Genomic DNA, 16,634 nt, shown 5'->3' with positions numbered 1-16,634 from the left:
CGCTCCCCCTAAGGAGGACAACCTCCCATGAGAATCCCCGTCCGCGCGCTGACGGCCACGCTGGCCGCCGCCGCCCTGGTGGCCACCGCCGCCGCCTCGGTCGCCACCCCGGCGCAGGCGTTCCCCGCCACGCCCAAGCAGACCGTGATCAACTACCTGAGGTCGATCACCGGGAACCACACCGTCAGCGGCCAGCACAACAAGGAACCCGCCGCGGCACCCGGCCAGTACACCCAGCAGGTCCACGACATCACCGGTCAGTGGCCCGGCCTCTGGGGCGGCGACATGATGTTCAACGCCGCCGACGTCGCCAACCGCCAGCGGGTCGTCGACCAGGCGAAGACCGAATGGGCCAACGGCTCGCTGGTGGCGCTCACCTGGCACGCCTGCTCACCCACCGTCGGCGCCACCTGCAACTTCGACGGCGGCGTCAAGACCAGCATCAGCAACGCGCAGTTCCAGCAGATCGTCACCGGCGGCACCGCCCTCAACGCCACCTGGCGCAGCCGGATGGCCGCCGTCGTCCCGTTCCTGCGGCAGCTGCGGGACGCCGGCGTCCCGGTGCTGTGGCGGCCGTTCCACGAGATGAACGAGAGCTGGAACTGGTGGGGCGCCCGGCCCGGGGCGAACGGCGGCGCCAAGATCTACCAGCAGATGAAGGACTACTTCGACAGTCAGGGCCTGACCAACCTGATCTGGGTCTGGAACGTGCAGGACAACCCGGCCGGCGGCTGGTCGAGCTACTACCCGGGCGCGAACTACGTCGACGTCGTCTCGCTCGACGTCTGGTACAAGAACCACCCGTCGAGCGGCGACTACCAGCAGATCCAGGCGATCGCCGCGGGCAAGCCCATCGCGCTCGCCGAGATGGGCAAGATGCCCACCGCGGCGCTGCTGGACGGTCAGCCCAGGTGGACGTACTTCATGATCTGGTCCGAGCAGCTGCGCGGCAGCAACAGCAACGCGGAGATCCAGAACGCCTACTTCCTGCCCCGCGTGTACAACCAGGGCGAGATCAGGTTCTAGTCGATGAATCCGCGCGCCGCCCGTCATCGCGACGGGCGGCGCGCCCAACTCGGCCCCGCACCCGGCCCTGATCGTCTAACCTCGAGCCAATGGCCTGACCATTGGGAGCTGCGATGACCACCAAGAGCGCCTTCACGCCCGAGGAATGGAAGTCAGTGCTCGAGGGCCCGCCGACCGCGGGCCTGATCGTCATCACGGCGTCGCGCGGCGGAACGTTCCGCGAGACGATCGCGATGTCGAAGGCGTACCTGGACGCACGCGCGCTGCACGGCGAGAGCGAGCTGCTCGACGAGATCGCAGCGGCCAAACCCCAGGCGGATCACACGAGATACCGCTCCTTCGAGGACATGAAGGAGCACGGGCTCCAGCACCTGCGCGACGCGGTCGCGCTGCTGGAGGGCAAGGCGACGGCGCAGGAGGTCGACGCGTACCGGCGCTTCGTGCTCGCGCTGGCCGACAAGGTGGCCGAGGCGCACCGCGAGCACGGGCAGACCGTGAGCCCCGGTGAGGCCGCCGCCATCGAGCAGATCTCGGCGGCGCTCGGGGCGAAGGACTCGTAGGCCATGCTGTTGGTGCCCAGGCAACTGCTGCGCGTCGGCATGACCGGCGACGTGCCCTACTACGGCGGCCGGCTCAGCCCGGCCCAGGCGTACGCCGCGTCGCATCCCCAGCCGCGCCCGGCCCCGCCTCCCCCGGCGCCGGCCTCCCCCACGGACCAGCAGCTGGCCGCGCTGCAGCACCTCTTCGCCGCCGGCGTGCTCACGGCCGAGGAGTACCAGCAGTTCGCGGCGCGGGTGACGCCGTGAGCGGTCCGGTGCAGGTGCTCGTGCTGGGGTTCCCCGAGGCGTCGTTGTCCGGCGAGATCCTGGCCGAGCTGAACAGGCTCGCCGAGGCGGGCGTCGTGCGGCTGCTCGACGTACTGCTGGTGTCGCGCACCGCGGACGGCCGCCTCGACACGCTGCCGCCACCGCCGGGCGCCGCCCCGGACCTCGGCCGGCTGACCACCGCGTTCCTCAGCGAGGCCGAGACCGAGGCCGCGAGCGACGGGCACCGGGTCGGTCAGGGCGGGACTGACCCGGCCACCTGGTCCCTCGAGGACGCGGTGCCGCCGGGCGGCGCCGCCGCGGTCGCCCTCATCGAGCACCTCTGGGCGCAGCCGTTCGTCCACGCGGTCCGGCGCGCGGGCGGCCGCCTGCTCGACGAGACCTGGCTGGCCCCGGACGACCGGGAACTCCTGGATCGCCTCGCCGGCGAGGCCCGCTGAGGGTCAGCGCCGGTCCAGGAGCAGGGTGCGGCCCGGGTGCGTGCCGGGCCCGGACGGCCGGTCGTCCGCGGTGACCTGCCCGGGCGGCGTCGGGCCCTGTCCGTCGGCGGCGCCCTGGACGCGGTTCGGCCACCAGAAGCGCTCACCGAGCAGGAACGCCAGCGCCGGCACGAGGACGGTCCGCACGAGCAGCGTGTCGAGCAGGACGCCGATGCAGACGATGACGCCGATCTGGGTCAGCAGGATCAGCGGCAGCACGCCCAGGACCGCGAAGACCGCGGCGAGCAGCACGCCCGCGCTGGTGATGACCCCGCCGGTGACGCGCAGGGCGGAGAGCATCCCGTCGCGGGTGCCCAACCGGCGGGCGTCCTCGCGGGCCCGGGTGACCAGGAAGATGTTGTAGTCGACGCCGAGGGCCACCAGGAACACGAACGCGAGCAGGATGACGCCGCTGTCCAGCGCCGGGAAGCCGAGCACCCGGTCGAAGAGCAGCCACGCCGCGCCGAGGCTGGCGAAGAACGAGGCGATGACGGTGAGCACGAGCAGCGCCGGCGCGAGCAGGCCGCGCAGCAGCAGCACCAGCACGGCGGCCACCAGCAGCAGGATGACCGGCAGGATCAGCCGCAGGTCCCGCCCGTTGGCCTCGGCGGTGTCGTAGGTGGCGGCGACGCTGCCGCCGACCACCGCGCCCGTGCTCGGCTCCGCACCGTCGACGGCCGGCGGCGCGGAGCCGGGAACCGCGGCGACGGCCGCGCGCAGCGCCTCGACCGCCCGGTCCGACGCGCCGGTGCCCGGCTCGGCCTCCAGCACGACGTCGACCTGGGCGACGGCGGGGCCGGCGGCGCCGGGCTTGGCCGACGCGACGCCGGGTACCGCGGCGGCGGCCCGGGTGACCGCGTCCACCGCCGAGGGGCTGGTCAGCACGGCGACCGGCTGGGTGGTCCCGGCGGGAAACGCCTTGGCGAGGGTCTGCGCGCCGGCGACCGCCTCCGGCTCGACCCGGAACTGCTCGGTCTCCGACAGGCCGGTGCGGATGCCCAGGCCGCCGAGGGCGAGGCCGGCCAGCAGCAGCGTCGACAGGACGGCGACGGCCGCCGGGCGGCGCACGACGGCGGTGCCGAGCCGGCCCCAGAGCCGGCCCTCCCGGGCCTCGCTGCCGGCGTGCGGCACGAACGGCCAGAACAGGCCCCGGCCGAAGATCACCAGCGCGGCCGGGAGCACGAGCAGGGCCGACAGCATGGCGAACACGACGCCGATCGCGCACGCCACGGCGAGGGCGCGGTTGTTCTCCTGCTCCGACAGCAGCAGCGTGAGCACGCCGAGCACCACGGTCGACCCGCTGGCCAGGATGGGCTCGGCGGTCCGGCGCAGCGTGGCGCGCATCGCGGCGAAGCGGTCCGGCTCCCGGCGCAGCTCCTCGCGGTAGCGAGCGATGAGCAGCAGGGCGTAGTCGGTGGCGGCGCCGAAGACGAGCACGCTGGCGATGCCGGTGACGGCGCCCGCCTGGAGGTTGATGCCGAGCGCGGGCACGACCGTGTCGATCGCGCGCAGGGTCAGCTGCTCCGCGGCCGCGACCACCGCCAGCGGGATGATCCACAGGAACGGGCTGCGGTAGGTGATGAGCAGCAGCAGCGCCACCACGCCGGCGGTCACCATCAGCAGCGTGGCGTCGGCGCCCTCGAAGACCTTGGTCAGGTCCGCGGTGAACGCGGGCCCGCCGGTCACCTCGACGGTCAGGCCCGCCGCGGTGCCGTCCAGCGCCGCGCGCAGCGCGGCGATCGTGTCGGCGACCTGCTCCTGGCCGCCGGCGGTGGACACCGGCACCGCGATCAGCGCGACCGTGCCGTCCGGGGAGACCCGCGGGGGCGCGACCTGTCCGCCGACCGCGAACCGGCCGAGGTCCCGGGACCGCCCGGCGAGCGCGGCGGTGTCGGCGGGGGTGAGCGGCCCGCCGTCGACGCGGCTCGCGACGACCAGGGCCGGCTCGACGTCGCTGGCGGGCAGCTCCTCCTGCAGCCGCTGGGCCACCGTCGACTGCCACTGCGCCGACAGGCCGGTGGCGGACACCGGGTCGGGGTTGGCGGGCTTCGGCAGCCCGAAGACGGCGGCGCCGATGACGATCGCGGCGACCACGGTGAGCCACGCGGCGAGGCGGCCGCGGGCGACGTGGGTGAGCAGGGACATCGTTTCCTCGTCTCGACGACAGAAGTCTTGAATTCCATGTATCTCGAAAATCGAGACTATCGACAGCTGAGTTATGCTGCAAACCGGCGGAGGGAGAAAAGGATCACGTGACACAGCACGGCATGTACCGGCCGCGCGACACGCGGCGCGACCAGCTGGTCGCCGAGGTCACCAACGACCTGCGGAAGTACGCGGCGGATGCCCAGCAGGTCGGCCACGCCTTCGCCAACCTGCACGGGCTGGGGCCGACGGACCTGCACGCCCTGATCGCGGTCATGGACGCGGAACTGCTCGGCGATCCGACCACCCCCGGCCGCCTCGGCGAGCAGCTCAACCTCTCCTCGGGATCGGTGACCGCCCTGATCGACCGCCTGGAGCGCGCCGGGCACATCCGCCGCGACCGCGACACCGCCGACCGTCGCAAGATCCTGCTGCACTACGCCGAGCCGGGCGCCGCCCTCGCCATGGAGTTCTTCCAGCCGCTCGGGCGGCGCACGGACACGGTGATGGCGGACTTCACCGACGACGAGCTGGAGACCGTGCACCGGTTCATCGCGGCGATGAGCACCTCGCTGCGGCAGCACCGGGACGCCGTGCGCGCCGCGCGTCCCGGCACGGCACCGCCTCGTTGAACCAGGCGATGGAGGACGATTGAGGCGGCGAACGGCGCTGACCGCGCTCGGCGCCGCCGCCGCGGTCGCGACGCTGGGCGGCGTCTACCGCGGCCGCGCCGCGACGCCGCCGACGATCCCCGACGCGCCGCTCGGCGACGAGCGGCTCGACCGGCGCCGATCCGCCGCCCGGGGACGGACCGTCGACTTCTACACCGCCGTGCCCGCCGGGCACGGCGACGGGCGCGGCCTGCCGGTGCTGCTGGTCCTGCACGGCGCCTCGACGACGGCGGCCGACTTCCCCGGCCTGGGACTCGGCCGCTTCGCCAGCGATTCGGTACGCCGGGGAAACGCGCCGTTCGTCCTCGCCGGCGCCACGGGTGACCGGCTGTCGTGGCGCCCCACCGGCACCGACGATCCGCAGCGCATGGTGCACGAGGAGATCCCGGCCTGGTGCGCCGAGCGGGGCTTCGACACCACCCGCCTCGCCGTGTGCGGCTGGTCGATGGGCGGCTACGGCGCCCTCCTGCTGGCCGCGACGTTCCCGGGCTTCGTCCGGGCCGTCGCGGCGTTCTCCCCCGCGGTGCACCCGGGCGACGACGTGTTCGCCCGCGCCGGCGGCCTGCGCGACACACCCGTCGGGCTCTGGTGCGGCACCGACGACGGCCTGCTCCCCGAGGTACGCGCCCTCGAGAAGGCGCTGCCGCGGCCGAAGGCGGCCGGAACGTACTCGGCGGGCGCCCACAACTTCGGCTACTGGAGCACCTGCCTGCCGGCGGCGTTCGACCTCATCGCGCGGGGTGCCAGGGCCTAGTATCGGGTGGCGGCCACGGAGGTGCAGCCTGATGCCCGAGCTTCATTCACTAAGGGACGTCGTGCAATTCACCGGCGTGCTGACGAGCGCCGGCGTCCGGGTCGGCCAGGCCCTGCGGCAGCCCGACCTGAGAACGGTAGCGGCATTTGTTCCCGGCATTCCGGCCGATGCGCGGCGCTCCCTGCGGTCTTTGATCAGCGCTCTGGGGCGCCTTCCGTCCTCGCTGGAATTGTCCGCCGAAATCGTCGGGCCGGCGTCCGGGCGGCCACCGTTCGCGCCGCGTATTCAGGTGAGCGCACAGCCCGGCAATGCCATCGAAACCGTACTCAATTACTTCAAGGGCGGGGTGCCGCTGCCCCGGGTGACACCCCTGACCCTGGCAAATGGCAATGACATCGGTTCGGGATCCATCGTCCCCACCACGTTCAACGAACCCGGCCATTATCAGGCGGTGATCGCGCGGAGTGGGATCACCGGCGACGGATTCGCCGTCGTGGTGCGGAGCCTCCCGTTCACGGTGCACAGCCCGGGCCCGGCTCCCGCCGCGCCGCCGCCTGCTCCCCCGTTCCTGCCGACGTGCTCGGTCGAGTTGGCGCCGAGCGGCCCGGCCGGCGCGACGGTGACCGAGATGAGGATCTTCGGTGGGGGCTTCGCGGCCCGGGAGCCGGTGCAGATCGTCGAGGGAATCCACATTCACGCCGTCGTGGAGGCGGACGCGTTCGGCGGCTACAGCGCCAGGATCGGGTTCGTGCACGGCGCCCAGCCGACCGACCATGTCGTGCGGGCACACGGACTCCGCAGCGGCCTCACCTCCAACGCCGCCGGCTTCAGCGCATAGCGGTCACTGCAGGGCGACGAGCACGCGGATCAGACCGAGGCCCGAATCGAGCGGGCCGAGCGCCTTGCCGATCACCGACCCGAAGGCGCGCTCGCGGTCCGTGGCCCGCATCGCATGCCCGGGCGTCTCCGACGTGGTGAGCAGGTCGCCGACCTCGACGGCGCCGCGATCGGCGTCGACCTTGCACCAGACCTTGCCGCTGAGCGCGAGCGGACGGCGGCGAGGCCCGGAGCGCCGGTCGAGGATCAGGCCCGGTCGCAGGTCGCCGGCGCCGGAGACCACGCCGGCCACCCGCCGGTCGTACGGCCGGTCGCTGACCTGCACGTTGTCGCCGCCGACCAGCACCACGACGCTTCCCGGTTCGGCGGGGACGTCGCCGACGACGTCGAACTCCTCGGCCAGGTCGCCGCCGCCGACCAGCTTGATGTCGCCCATGACGCCGATGTTGGAATTGACGTTGAAGTCCCCGTCGACGCCGACCTTGCCGTGGAAGAATCCCGCGAAACCCTTGCCGGTGTGCCTGACCCGGAAGACGGAGTCGTCCTCGGAGGAGCCGAACCCGGAAACCTTTCCGGCCACCTCGACGTGCCCGGACACGGTGAGCGTCTTACTGGGATCCGACGTGCCGACTCCCATCCGCCCGAAGCGGTCGATCCGCACCTGCTCGAAGCCTCTGGTCCGGAAGACCAACGGCTGATTGTCGGTGGTTCCCAAGAACATATTGGTCGCGTCCGTGCCGCCGTTTCCGTTGAGCTCCCAGGCCATTGTTGCTCTCCCTTGCAGCGCAAAGGTCCACAGTACAATGACGTTTACCGGAGTTGGCCGGCCGCGAGGCCGCTCTGCACCTGCCGGTGGAACAGCAGATATGCGGCGATCACCGGCAGCATCGCGATGGTCATGCCGGCGAACAGGCCGCTGAAGTCGCCGCGGTACCCCTCGTTGACCGCGAGCGCGGTCAGCCCCTGCGCCAGCACCCACTTGCGCTCCGCGCCCTCGCCCTGCATGAGCACGATCGGCAGGACGTACTGGTTCCACTGGAATAGGAAGTTGAAGATGCCGACGCTGACCAGCCCGGGCCGGGCCATCGGCAGCATGACCGCGAAGAACAGCCGGAAGTGCCCGCACCCGTCGACCATCGCGGCCTCGGCGACCGAGGTGGGCAGGGTGCGGAAGAACGCGGTCAGGAAGAACACCGTGAACGGCAGCGAGTAGGCCGCGTACACCAGCGTCAGGCCGGGCAGGGTGCCGAGCAGGCCCAGGTTGCGTACCACGAAGAAGAGCGGCACCAGCGCCAGGAAGACCGGGAACATCATGCCGCCGACGAAGGCGAGGTAGACGATCCGGCGGCCGCGGAAGCGGTAGCGGGCCAGGACGTACGCGGCCATGGCGCCGAGCAGCATGGTCAGCACGAGCGCGCCGGTCACCACGATCGCGCTGTTCAGGAAGTACCGGCCGATGTGCGCCTCGTTCCAGGCACGCCCCCAGTTCTCCCACCGCAGGCGCGACGGCAGGCTCCACGGGTCGGTCAGGATCTCCTCGTCGCTCTTGAACGAGCTGAGCACCGCCCAGAGCAGCGGCAGGGTGGTGAGCAGCGCCCAGCCGATCAGGAACGCGTGCGAGAGCACCGGTACCCGGCGCGCCGGCGGGGGCGTCCGCGGCGCGGGCGGCGACTCGCGGTGTGTCTCGGTGAGCAGCGCCATCACAGCTCCACCCGGTCGCGGCGGGTGACCCGCAGGAACATGGCCGCCACCGTGAGGGTCAGGAAGAACATCGCCACGCCGATGGCCGAGGCGTAGCCGAACTGCCCGTCGGCGAACGCGGTCTTGTACAGCCGCAGGCCGACCACGTCCGACGAGGAGCTCGGGCCGCCGTCGGTGATGATCTGGACGACGGCGAAGCCGTCGATCGCGAGGATGGCCAGGTACACCCAGGCCACCTGGATGGTGTCCCACACCAGCGGCACCGTGATCCGGACCAGCGTGGTGAGCCGGTTCGCGCCGTCGAGCAGGGCCGCCTCGTACAGGTCGCGGGGTATCGACTGCATGGCCGCGCTGAAGAGGACCACGTAGAAGCCCACGTTCATCCAGATCAGCACGGCCATCACGCACCAGAACGAGAACCGCGGATCGCCCAGCCACGCCACCGCGAGCCGGTCCAGCCCGACCGAGCGCAGGACGCCGTTGACCATGCCGGTGTGCGGTGCGTACATCTCCTTCCAGAGCACGCCGACGATCGCCACCGAGAGCACCTGCGGGAAGAAGTAGACGACGCGGTAGAGGCCGGCACCGCGTACGCCGTGCACGCCGACCCGGTCCGAGCGCCCGCCCACGCTGATCATCGAGGCGAAGAAGAGCCCGAGCAGGATCGTCGCCACCGGCAGCAGCACGAGCATCAGCCCGTTATGCCGCAGCGCGTTCCAGAAGTAGCCGTCGCCGGCCAGCCGCCGGAAGTTGTCCAGCCCGACGAACTCGTAGTCGGGCGACAGCCCGCTCCAGTCCGTGCCGGCGATCTGGAACGCCTGCGCGTACGGCGAGACGACGAAGACGCCGTACAGCAGCAGCGGCGGGATCAGGAAGGTGGCGATGAACAGCCGCTTGCCGCGCACCTCAGGACCGCTTGTACTTCTTGACCGCGGGATCCTGGGCGAACTCGTCGGCGGACTTCTGCACCTTCTCGCACCACTGCGCCGCGTTGATCCGCTTGCTGTACAGCTCGGCGCACGCCCCGTCCACCCGCTCGCGCTCCAGCTTGCGGTAGTACGACGAGTACAGCCAGGTGAACGCGGCGCCCTTGGACGCGTCGATCAGGCCGGTCACCGACGTGAGGCCCGGGCCGAGCTCGATGCCGGCGCTCGAGCCCCGCACGCAGGTGAGGCTGCTGACCTTGCGGGTGAAGTCGGCGGCGCCCTGCTGGGAGAGCATGACCCGCAGGTAGTCCAGACCGCCGCGGACGTTCTTGGCCTTGGTCGGGACGATGAACGGCTCGCTGCCGGTGCCGCGGTAGGCCTCGAACGGCATCTTGTCGCCCGCGCCGAGGCTGGGCGTCGGCGCGACGGCCATCCGGAAGTCCGGCGGGGTGACCGCCTTCTGCTCGTTCTCCAGCCACGATCCGCAGGAGACGAACGCGGCGTGGCCCCGGCACCACTCGGTCTGCGACTGCACGTGGTCCATGCCCTCGGCGCCCGGCTGGAGGAAGCCGTCGACGGCGAGCTGGTAGTACGCCTCGGCGGCGGCCCGGACCGCCTCGTGCTTCCAGGCGTTCGGCTCCAGGTTGTCGATCGCCTTGATCACCTCGATGCCGCCGGCCTTGCCGGCCGCGGCGAGGATCGGCCAGCTCATGTAGCGGGAGTGCTTGCCCGGGTAGGTCCAGGGCGCGATGCCCGCCGCCTTGATCTTCTTGCAGAGGGCGATCATCTCGTCCCAGGTCTTCGGGTACTGCCAGCCCTTGGACTCGAACAGCTTCTGCGAGTACCAGACGCCGTACGCCGAGTAGGCGTAGTTCAGCGACAGGAACCTCCCGTCGTACGAGCCGACGTCGACGATGCCGGGCAGCAGCGTGTCGCGTACCTTCTTGGCCGGGTCGTCGAGGCTCGGCGCGTCGAGCAGCTCGCCGAGATCGGTCAGGGCGCCCTCCGAGACCAGGCCGTTGAAGTCGATCTGGTTGCCGCCCGAGTTGTTCACCACGTCCGGCGGGTCGCCCGCGACGAACCGCGGCTGCAGCGTCTGGGAGATCTGCTGGGTGGCCGAGTGCTTGATCTGCGCCTTGGGGTGGCGCTGCTGGTACATGGCCTCGTGCGCCTTGGCGTACTCCTCGCCGAAGCCGCCGTTGAAGATGACCACCTCGAGCGGCGCGTCTTCCTTCACGCCGAGCGGATTGGCCGCGCTGACCTCGCCCTTGGCCTCGGACTCGGGGTCGTCGCCGCCCATGGCGCACCCGGTGAGGGTGCCCGCGGCGGCGACGCCCGCCGCGCCGTTGAGTAGCCCGCGCCGGCTGATCCGGTATCCCATGTTCGGCTCCCGCCTATGAGTTCACTGATGGGTTCCAGCCGTCGGCGGCGAGGGTGGTCCCGCCGTCGACGAGAAGCGCACCGGGCTCGAAGACCCGGAGACGGTCGAGGAGGACGCCGCGGCCCTGCGAGGCGGCGTCGGTGCGGTAGGCGAGGCGCAGCGCGGTGGTGCCGGCCGGCACGTCGGCGGTGGCCAGCCACCAGTGGCGGCCGCCGAAGCCGGTGAACGTGCCGTCGCCCGCGAGCCGCTCCCGGCCGGAGCGCAGGGTGGTCGGCAGCGGCGCCCAGCTCACGCCGTCGGCCGACCACTCCAGCGCCGCCCTGTCGTAGCCGGGCTCGGTGTCGTACCAGAGCAGGAAGGAGGCCCGGGCCCGCTCACCCGCCGCGCGCCGCAGCGGCGCGGTCAGCGTCATGACCGCGCCGTCGCGCGTCTCGGTCCGCCACGGCTCGCCGCCGGCGAGCGGGCGGACCGGGTGGGCGGCCGCGAAGGTACGCGCCAGCGCGCGCCGCGCGACGTTGTTGCTCCCCCAGGCCCGGTCGGGGTGCACCCGGTTGCTGAGCAGGATGAGGAAGGACTGGTCGAGCGGGTCGATGACGATCGACGTGCCGGTGAACCCGGTGTGCCCGAAGGTGACCGGCGAGGTCATCCCGTCCATGTACCAGTGCTTGGCGAGCTCGAAGCCGAGCCCGCGGGCGCTCTCGGGGTACCGGGGCCGCAGGTCGGCGTTGTAGTCGACCAGCGCCTGCCGGACCATCGACCGGGACAGGATCCGCCGGCCCCGGTAGCTGCCGCCGTCGAGCAGCGTCTGGCAGAGCACGGCCAGGTCGTCCACGGTGGAGAAGATCCCGGCGTGCCCGGCCGCGCCGCCGAGGGACCAGGCGTTCTCGTCGTGCACCTGGCCCCAGACCACGCCGCGGTTCACGTACGGCTGGTACTCGGTGGCGGCGGTCCGGTCCCGCAGCCCGGCGCCGGGGTTGTAGCCGGTGTCGCGCAGGCCGAGCGGGCCGGTAACCCCGGCCCGGACCGCGTCCGGGAGGGACTCGCCGGTGACCCGCTGGATCAGCACGCCGAGCGCGATCAGGCCGATGTCGGAGTAGACGTACTGCCCGCCGGGTGTCGACCCGGCGGTCACCGGGGTGGTGAGGGCGGCGGCGGTCCGCTCCTCGGGCGTGCCGTACCGGGAGTAGAACGGCAGGAACGCGGGCAGCCCGGACGTGTGGGTGAGCAGGTGCCGGACCGTCACCGACCCCTTGCCGCCGGCCGCGAACTCCGGGACCGAGTCCGCGACCGGCGCGTTCAGGTCCACCCGGCCGGCCTCCACCTGCTGGAGCACGACGATCGTGGTGAACAGCTTGGAGATCGAGGCGAGGTCCCACAGGGTGTCGGTGCGGGCCGGTATCCGCTGCTCGGGCGGCAGCTCGGCGATCCCGCCGTCGCCCGCGGTGTAGCGGACCGCGTCGCCGACCGCGAATCGCGACACCACGACGCCGTGGTGCGCCGCGAGCACCGCGGCGCCCGCGTACGCGGGGCGGCCGGGATGGTCGGGCGTCGGCTCCAGGTAGGACGCGGCGATGCCGGGCAGCGCCGCGATCCGGTCCGGCAGCAGGCCGGCCTCGTACGCGGTGCCGGACCGCAGCACGTCGTGCCGGAACCGGATGTCGGCGGGCGTGACGGCCGGCGCCGTCGCCGGTGCGGGCGCGGCGGCCGCGGGCGCACCGGCGACGAGGCAGGCGAGCACGCAGAGCGGGGGCAGGAACCGAAGTCTGATCATCAACGCCTCTCCATACGTCGATCTGTCGAGGATGAATGTTTCCTTCGTAACTGGCAAGAGGGGCGAATGTTATTGCCATACCACGGCGACCCGGCTACCTTCTGGCACCATGCGAACGCGTCCCGTGGCACTTCTCGCTATCGCCGCCCTGGGTCTCACGGTCCCCGCCGTTCCGGCCGCCGCGAAGCCCGCGCCGTCACCGGTCGACTCGACGCTGGCCCGGATGACCCTGCCGGAGAAGGTCGGTCAGCTCTTCACCACCTACGTCTACGGCAACGACGCGAACGCGCCGTCGGCCGCCGACGCCGCCGCCAACCGCCGCCTGTACGGCGTGGACACCCCGGCGCAGATCGTCGCGAAGTACCACCTCGGCGGCGTCATCTACTTCGCCTGGACGAACAGCCTGCAGAGCCCGCGCCAGATCACCACGCTCAGCAACGGGCTGCAGGCCGCCTCGCCCGGCGTGCCGTTGACCATCTCCACCGACCAGGAGCACGGGGTGGTCACCCGGATGCCCGCGCCGGCCACCCAGTTCCCCGGCGGGATGGCGCTCGGCGCCGGACGCAGCGTGCTCGACGCGTACCGCACCGGGCAGGTCACCGGGGCCGAGCTGCGCGCGGTCGGCATCAACCAGGCCTGGGCCCCGGTCGCCGACGTCAACGTGAACCCGGCCAACCCGGTCATCGGGGTGCGCTCGTTCGGCAGCGACCCGAAGCTCGCCGCCGCGCTCACCGCGGGCCAGGTGCTCGGCCTCCAGCGCGGCGCGAACGCCTCGGCCTCCGCCAAGCACTTCCCCGGGCACGGCGACACCGCCACCGACAGCCACACCGGCCTGCCGGTGATCACGCACACGCGCGAGGAGTGGCAGCGCGTCGACGCGCCGCCGTTCCGGGCCGCGATCGCGGCCGGCGTCGACGCCATCATGAGCGCGCACATCGTGGTGCCGGCGCTCGACCCGGCCGGCGACCCGGCCACCCTCTCCCAGCCGATCATCACCGGGCTGCTCCGCGGCGAGCTCGGCTACCGCGGCGTCATCGTCAGCGATTCCCTGGAGATGGCCGGGGTGCGCCAGAAGTACGGCGACGACCGGGTACCGGTGCTGGCGCTCAAGGCCGGCGTCGACATGCTGCTGATGCCCCCGAACATGCAGGTGGCCTACGACGCCGTGCTCGGCGCGGTCGCCTCCGGCGAGCTGACCGAGGCCCGCATCGACGCCTCGGTGCGCCGGATCCTCACCCTCAAGCAGAAGCGCGGCCTGCTCGCCTGGACCCCGCTCGACCCGGCCGCGGCCGAGCGCGCCGTCGGCTCGCCCGAGCACGTCCGCGTGGCCCGGTCCGTCACCGACCGCACCGTCACCGCGGTCCGCAACGACGCGGGCCTGCTCCCCTGGTCCCACGCCGGGAAGTCCGTGCTGGTCACGGGGTGGAACTCCAGCGCGTACAACAACGTCGCGGTGCTGGCCGGCGCGCTCGGCGCCACACCGCTGGTCACCAACCTGCCGAACGACGCCAAGATCGCCGAGGCGGTCGCCGCGGCGCGCACCCACGACCTCACCGTGGTGCTCACCAGCAGGGCGTGGGACACCACGGTCGCCGATCCGGGTGGTCGCCAGCAGGCCCTCGTCAGAGCCCTGGTGGCGGCCGGTAAGCCGGTCGTCGTGGTGGCGGTCCGCGACCCTTACGACATCGCGGCGCTGCCGGAGGTCACCACCTACCTGGCCACCTACAGCTTCACGGGCGTCGCCATGGAGTCCCTCGCAAAGGTCCTGCTCGGCGCCGCCCCGCCGCGCGGCAAGCTGCCGGTCGAGATACCCGGCAGCTATCCGTACGGGCACGGGCTGAGCTGGAGCGTCCGGTGAACCGTCGCGGCCTGCTCGCCGCGGGCGCGGCCGGCGCCGCCGCCGCGCTGGCACCCGGCGCACCGGCCGCCGCCAAGCCCGGCCTGCTCCCCCGCCTGAGCGTGCAGACCGGCCTCGACCGGCTCGCCGCCGACGACTGGGCCGCGGTCCGGGGCGAGCGCGTCGGCGTCGTCTCCAACCCGACCGGCGTGGACGGACGGTACCGGCACCTGGTGGACCGGATGCACGCCGACGGCGTGACCATCGGCGGCGTCTTCGGCCCCGAGCACGGCTTCCGCGGCTCGGCCCAGGCCGGCGGCAGCGAGGGCACCGGCACCGACGCCCGCACCGGGCTGACCGTGTACGACGCCTACCTCGCCTCGCAGGCCAGGTGGGCCGACATGTTCACCGCGGCCGGGGTACGCACCGTCGTCTTCGACATCCAGGACGTCGGCGCCCGCTTCTACACCTACATCTACACGCTGTACGACTCGATGGTCGCGGCCGCCCGGCTGGGCCTGCGCTACCTGGTGCTGGACCGGCCCAACCCGGTCGGGGGCCGCGCGTACGGGCCGATGATGACGGACGGCTTCACCTCCGGCGTGGGCCGGCTGAAGATCGTGCAGCAGCACGGCATGACGGTCGGCGAGCTGGCCCGCTTCTACAACGGCGAGTTCGTCGCCGCCGAGGCGGGACGGCAGGTGCAGCTCGAGGTGATCGCCTGCCGGGGCTGGCACGGACGGCTGCGGGCCGGCGACACCGACCTGCCGTGGGTGCTGCCCAGCCCGAACATGCCCACCCCGGACACCGCGGTGGTCTACCCCGGCACGGGCATGTTCGAGGGGGTGTCCTCGCTGTCCGAGGGACGCGGCACCACCCGGCCGTTCGAGCTGATCGGCGGGCCGGACTTCGACCACCGCTGGTGCGACCGGGTCACCGCGCTGGACCTGCCCGGCGTGGAGTTCCGCGAGGCGTACTTCACGCCGACGTTCAACAAGTTCGCCAACCGGCTCTGCGCGGGCGTCGAGGTCAAGGTGACCGACCAGGCCGCGTACGACCCGATCCGTACGGCGGTGGGCATGCTGGTCGAGGCCCGCCGCGAGGCCGCGTTCGCGTGGCGGGTGGACGGCGGCACCCGGTACTGGATCGACCTGCTCACCGGCTCGTCGCGGCTGCGCACGATGATCGACGCGGGCGCGGGCACCGACGACGTGGTCGGTGCGTGGGCCGGGGAGCTGGCCGAGTTCGACGCGCGACGCCGGCCGTACCTGCGCTACTCGCGGCTCGGCTCGTGAGGACCGCCGGTCAGCCGGGCGTGCACCACCGGCGCCACGGGGGCGCCGGTGAGCAGGCCGACGGCGAGCGCGGCCGCCCCGCCGGCGCCGTCGCGCGCCGCGCGGGGCTCGGCGCCGGTGCGGGCCAGCAGGCCGGCGCGCACCGCCCGGCCGACCGGCCCGGGGCCGAGCAGCACCGAGCCGGCCAGCACCACGACGGCGCCGGGTGGCGGCCCGACGCTGTCGAAGGTGTGCAGCAGGCGGCCGGCGGCCGCGGCGCAGATCCGCCCGGCCACCGGGTCGCCGGCCTCGCAGGCGGCGCCCACCGCGGGCGCGAGCCGGCCGAGCGCGGCGGGCGGCGCGGCGAAACCGGCCGCGAGCAGGGCCTGCGCGACGTCCTCTTCAGACTGTCCCCGATCCACGCCGAGGTGTGCGCACGCGGCGTCGACCAGGGCGGTCGGCTCGCCGCGGCCGTCGAGCGCGGCCAGGACCGCGCGCAGCGCGCGCACGCCGATCCACACCGCGGAGCCCTCGTCGCCCAGCAGCCAGCCGTACCCGTCGCAGCGGCGCCGCAGCACGCCGCCGGTGAACCGGGCGGCCAGCGCGCCGGTGCCGGCGAGCAGCAGCACCCCGTCGGGCTCGGCGGTGCCGGCCGCGTACCCGACCTCGAGGTCGGTCACCGTGACCGGCTCGCCGGTCAGCCCGGCGTCCCGCCAGGCGCCCGCCGCGGCCGCCCGGAACGCGGCCCGGCCCGCGCCGGCCGAGCCGGCCGCGCCGAGGACGCCGAGGCGCACCGCCGAGACCTCGACCGCCGCCAGCGCCGCGGTCAGCGCCGCGCGCAGGCTCGCGCCCGCGTCGCCGCCGCTGCTGTTGCGGTTCGCGCCGCCGGCCGTGCCCCGGCCGACCACCGCGCCGTCGAGGGTCGCGACCACGCAACGCGTGGTGGTGGCACCCGCGTCGACACCGATCACCAGCTCCGCACTCATCCTCCGGTGACCGTACCCGTCG

At 73.0% G+C, this 16,634-nt stretch carries 16 protein-coding genes; 9 read left to right on the top strand and 7 right to left on the bottom strand.

Annotated elements, in window-relative coordinates:
- Nucleotides 1-27: 27 nt before the first annotated feature.
- From ACIBSW_RS19680 to ACIBSW_RS19665, 4 genes are all read left to right on the top strand, one after another.
- A complete protein-coding gene (locus tag ACIBSW_RS19680) occupies nucleotides 28-1,026 on the top strand; it encodes a glycosyl hydrolase (protein ID WP_354727407.1) in 999 nt (332 codons plus the stop codon).
- A gap of 113 nt (nucleotides 1,027-1,139) precedes the next feature.
- Complete coding sequence (locus ACIBSW_RS19675) at nucleotides 1,140-1,586, top strand: hypothetical protein (RefSeq protein ID WP_354728822.1); 447 nt, start codon at nucleotides 1,140-1,142, stop codon at nucleotides 1,584-1,586.
- Between the two features lie 3 nt (nucleotides 1,587-1,589).
- Complete coding sequence (locus ACIBSW_RS19670; RefSeq protein ID WP_354728824.1) at nucleotides 1,590-1,832, top strand: hypothetical protein; 243 nt, start codon at nucleotides 1,590-1,592, stop codon at nucleotides 1,830-1,832.
- Nucleotides 1,829-2,290 (top strand): DUF6325 family protein, encoded by a 462-nt coding sequence (locus ACIBSW_RS19665; RefSeq protein WP_354728826.1) that lies wholly within the window; start codon nucleotides 1,829-1,831, stop codon nucleotides 2,288-2,290. Before ACIBSW_RS19670 ends, ACIBSW_RS19665 begins: the two co-directional genes overlap by 4 nt.
- A 3-nt stretch (nucleotides 2,291-2,293) precedes the next feature.
- On the opposite strand, the gene ACIBSW_RS19660 is transcribed toward ACIBSW_RS19665, so the two are convergent.
- On the bottom strand, nucleotides 2,294-4,474 hold the full coding sequence (locus tag ACIBSW_RS19660; protein ID WP_354728828.1) for an MMPL family transporter: 2,181 nt from the start codon (nucleotides 4,472-4,474) through the stop codon (nucleotides 2,294-2,296).
- 122 nt (nucleotides 4,475-4,596) lie between these two features.
- On the opposite strand from ACIBSW_RS19660, the gene ACIBSW_RS19655 reads away from it, so the two are divergent.
- Genes ACIBSW_RS19655 through ACIBSW_RS19645 form a run of 3 tightly spaced genes read left to right on the top strand, consistent with a single transcriptional unit; the run spans nucleotide 4,597 to nucleotide 6,737 of the window.
- Nucleotides 4,597-5,106: a MarR family transcriptional regulator gene (locus ACIBSW_RS19655; protein ID WP_354728859.1), complete on the top strand. Its 510-nt coding sequence runs from the start codon at nucleotides 4,597-4,599 to the stop codon at nucleotides 5,104-5,106.
- Between the two features lie 19 nt (nucleotides 5,107-5,125).
- Nucleotides 5,126-5,899, top strand: coding sequence for an alpha/beta hydrolase-fold protein (locus ACIBSW_RS19650; RefSeq protein ID WP_354728830.1), 774 nt, complete (start codon nucleotides 5,126-5,128; stop codon nucleotides 5,897-5,899).
- Nucleotides 5,900-5,930: 31 nt separating this feature from the next.
- Nucleotides 5,931-6,737, top strand: coding sequence for a hypothetical protein (locus ACIBSW_RS19645; protein WP_354728832.1), 807 nt, complete (start codon nucleotides 5,931-5,933; stop codon nucleotides 6,735-6,737).
- Nucleotides 6,738-6,740: 3 nt separating this feature from the next.
- Here ACIBSW_RS19645 and ACIBSW_RS19640 read toward each other — a convergent pair whose 3' ends face one another.
- From ACIBSW_RS19640 to ACIBSW_RS19620, 5 genes are read right to left on the bottom strand one after another with little or no spacing between them, the layout of a single operon-like run.
- The gene (locus tag ACIBSW_RS19640) at nucleotides 6,741-7,502 is read right to left on the bottom strand and encodes a hypothetical protein (protein ID WP_354728834.1); all 762 of its coding nucleotides are present in this window, start codon (nucleotides 7,500-7,502) and stop codon (nucleotides 6,741-6,743) included.
- A gap of 44 nt (nucleotides 7,503-7,546) precedes the next feature.
- Nucleotides 7,547-8,431: a carbohydrate ABC transporter permease gene (locus ACIBSW_RS19635; RefSeq protein ID WP_404799412.1), complete on the bottom strand. Its 885-nt coding sequence runs from the start codon at nucleotides 8,429-8,431 to the stop codon at nucleotides 7,547-7,549.
- A 5-nt stretch (nucleotides 8,432-8,436) separates the two neighbouring features.
- Nucleotides 8,437-9,342 carry a sugar ABC transporter permease gene (locus ACIBSW_RS19630; protein WP_354728838.1) on the bottom strand — a complete coding sequence of 302 codons (906 nt, stop codon included), beginning with the start codon at nucleotides 9,340-9,342 and terminating at the stop codon, nucleotides 8,437-8,439.
- Between the two features lies 1 nt (nucleotide 9,343).
- Complete coding sequence (gene ngcE, locus ACIBSW_RS19625) at nucleotides 9,344-10,744, bottom strand: N-acetylglucosamine/diacetylchitobiose ABC transporter substrate-binding protein (RefSeq protein WP_354728840.1); 1,401 nt, start codon at nucleotides 10,742-10,744, stop codon at nucleotides 9,344-9,346.
- A 13-nt stretch (nucleotides 10,745-10,757) separates the two neighbouring features.
- Complete coding sequence (locus ACIBSW_RS19620; protein WP_354728841.1) at nucleotides 10,758-12,515, bottom strand: serine hydrolase domain-containing protein; 1,758 nt, start codon at nucleotides 12,513-12,515, stop codon at nucleotides 10,758-10,760.
- A 124-nt stretch (nucleotides 12,516-12,639) separates the two neighbouring features.
- On the opposite strand from ACIBSW_RS19620, the gene ACIBSW_RS19615 reads away from it, so the two are divergent.
- Both ACIBSW_RS19615 and ACIBSW_RS19610 read left to right on the top strand, forming a co-directional pair.
- Nucleotides 12,640-14,373 (top strand): glycoside hydrolase family 3 N-terminal domain-containing protein, encoded by a 1,734-nt coding sequence (locus ACIBSW_RS19615; RefSeq protein ID WP_354728843.1) that lies wholly within the window; start codon nucleotides 12,640-12,642, stop codon nucleotides 14,371-14,373.
- Nucleotides 14,370-15,647, top strand: a complete 1,278-nt coding sequence (locus ACIBSW_RS19610; RefSeq protein WP_354728845.1) for a DUF1343 domain-containing protein — start codon at nucleotides 14,370-14,372, stop codon at nucleotides 15,645-15,647. The genes ACIBSW_RS19615 and ACIBSW_RS19610 overlap by 4 nt, the downstream gene beginning before the upstream one ends.
- Here the strand turns inward: ACIBSW_RS19610 and ACIBSW_RS19605 are convergent.
- A complete protein-coding gene (locus ACIBSW_RS19605; protein ID WP_354728847.1) occupies nucleotides 15,626-16,612 on the bottom strand; it encodes a BadF/BadG/BcrA/BcrD ATPase family protein in 987 nt (328 codons plus the stop codon). The two genes, ACIBSW_RS19610 and ACIBSW_RS19605, sit on opposite strands and share 22 nt — an antisense overlap.
- Nucleotides 16,613-16,634: the final 22 nt, after the last annotated feature.

Source organism: Actinoplanes sp. NPDC049668 (assembly GCF_044465445.1).
Taxonomy (GTDB): domain Bacteria; phylum Actinomycetota; class Actinomycetes; order Mycobacteriales; family Micromonosporaceae; genus Actinoplanes.
The sequence above is the reverse complement of the archived record's forward strand: the minus strand, read 5'-3'. Positions and strand labels throughout refer to the sequence as shown.

Bases quoted from the DNA above. Each gene is read 5' to 3' on its own strand.
- ACIBSW_RS19670 (WP_354728824.1), top strand. From the start codon at position 1,590: ATGCTGTTGGTGCCCAGGCAACTGCTGCGCGTCGGCATGACCGGCGAC.
- ngcE (WP_354728840.1), bottom strand. From the start codon at position 10,744: ATGGGATACCGGATCAGCCGGCGCGGGCTACTCAACGGCGCGGCGGGC.
- ACIBSW_RS19645 (WP_354728832.1), top strand. From the start codon at position 5,931: ATGCCCGAGCTTCATTCACTAAGGGACGTCGTGCAATTCACCGGCGTG.
- ACIBSW_RS19675 (WP_354728822.1), top strand. From the start codon at position 1,140: ATGACCACCAAGAGCGCCTTCACGCCCGAGGAATGGAAGTCAGTGCTC.
- ACIBSW_RS19640 (WP_354728834.1), bottom strand. From the start codon at position 7,502: ATGGCCTGGGAGCTCAACGGAAACGGCGGCACGGACGCGACCAATATG.
- ACIBSW_RS19655 (WP_354728859.1), top strand. From the start codon at position 4,597: ATGTACCGGCCGCGCGACACGCGGCGCGACCAGCTGGTCGCCGAGGTC.
- ACIBSW_RS19660 (WP_354728828.1), bottom strand. From the start codon at position 4,474: ATGTCCCTGCTCACCCACGTCGCCCGCGGCCGCCTCGCCGCGTGGCTC.
- ACIBSW_RS19605 (WP_354728847.1), bottom strand. From the start codon at position 16,612: ATGAGTGCGGAGCTGGTGATCGGTGTCGACGCGGGTGCCACCACCACG.
- ACIBSW_RS19680 (WP_354727407.1), top strand. From the start codon at position 28: ATGAGAATCCCCGTCCGCGCGCTGACGGCCACGCTGGCCGCCGCCGCC.
- ACIBSW_RS19620 (WP_354728841.1), bottom strand. From the start codon at position 12,515: ATGATCAGACTTCGGTTCCTGCCCCCGCTCTGCGTGCTCGCCTGCCTC.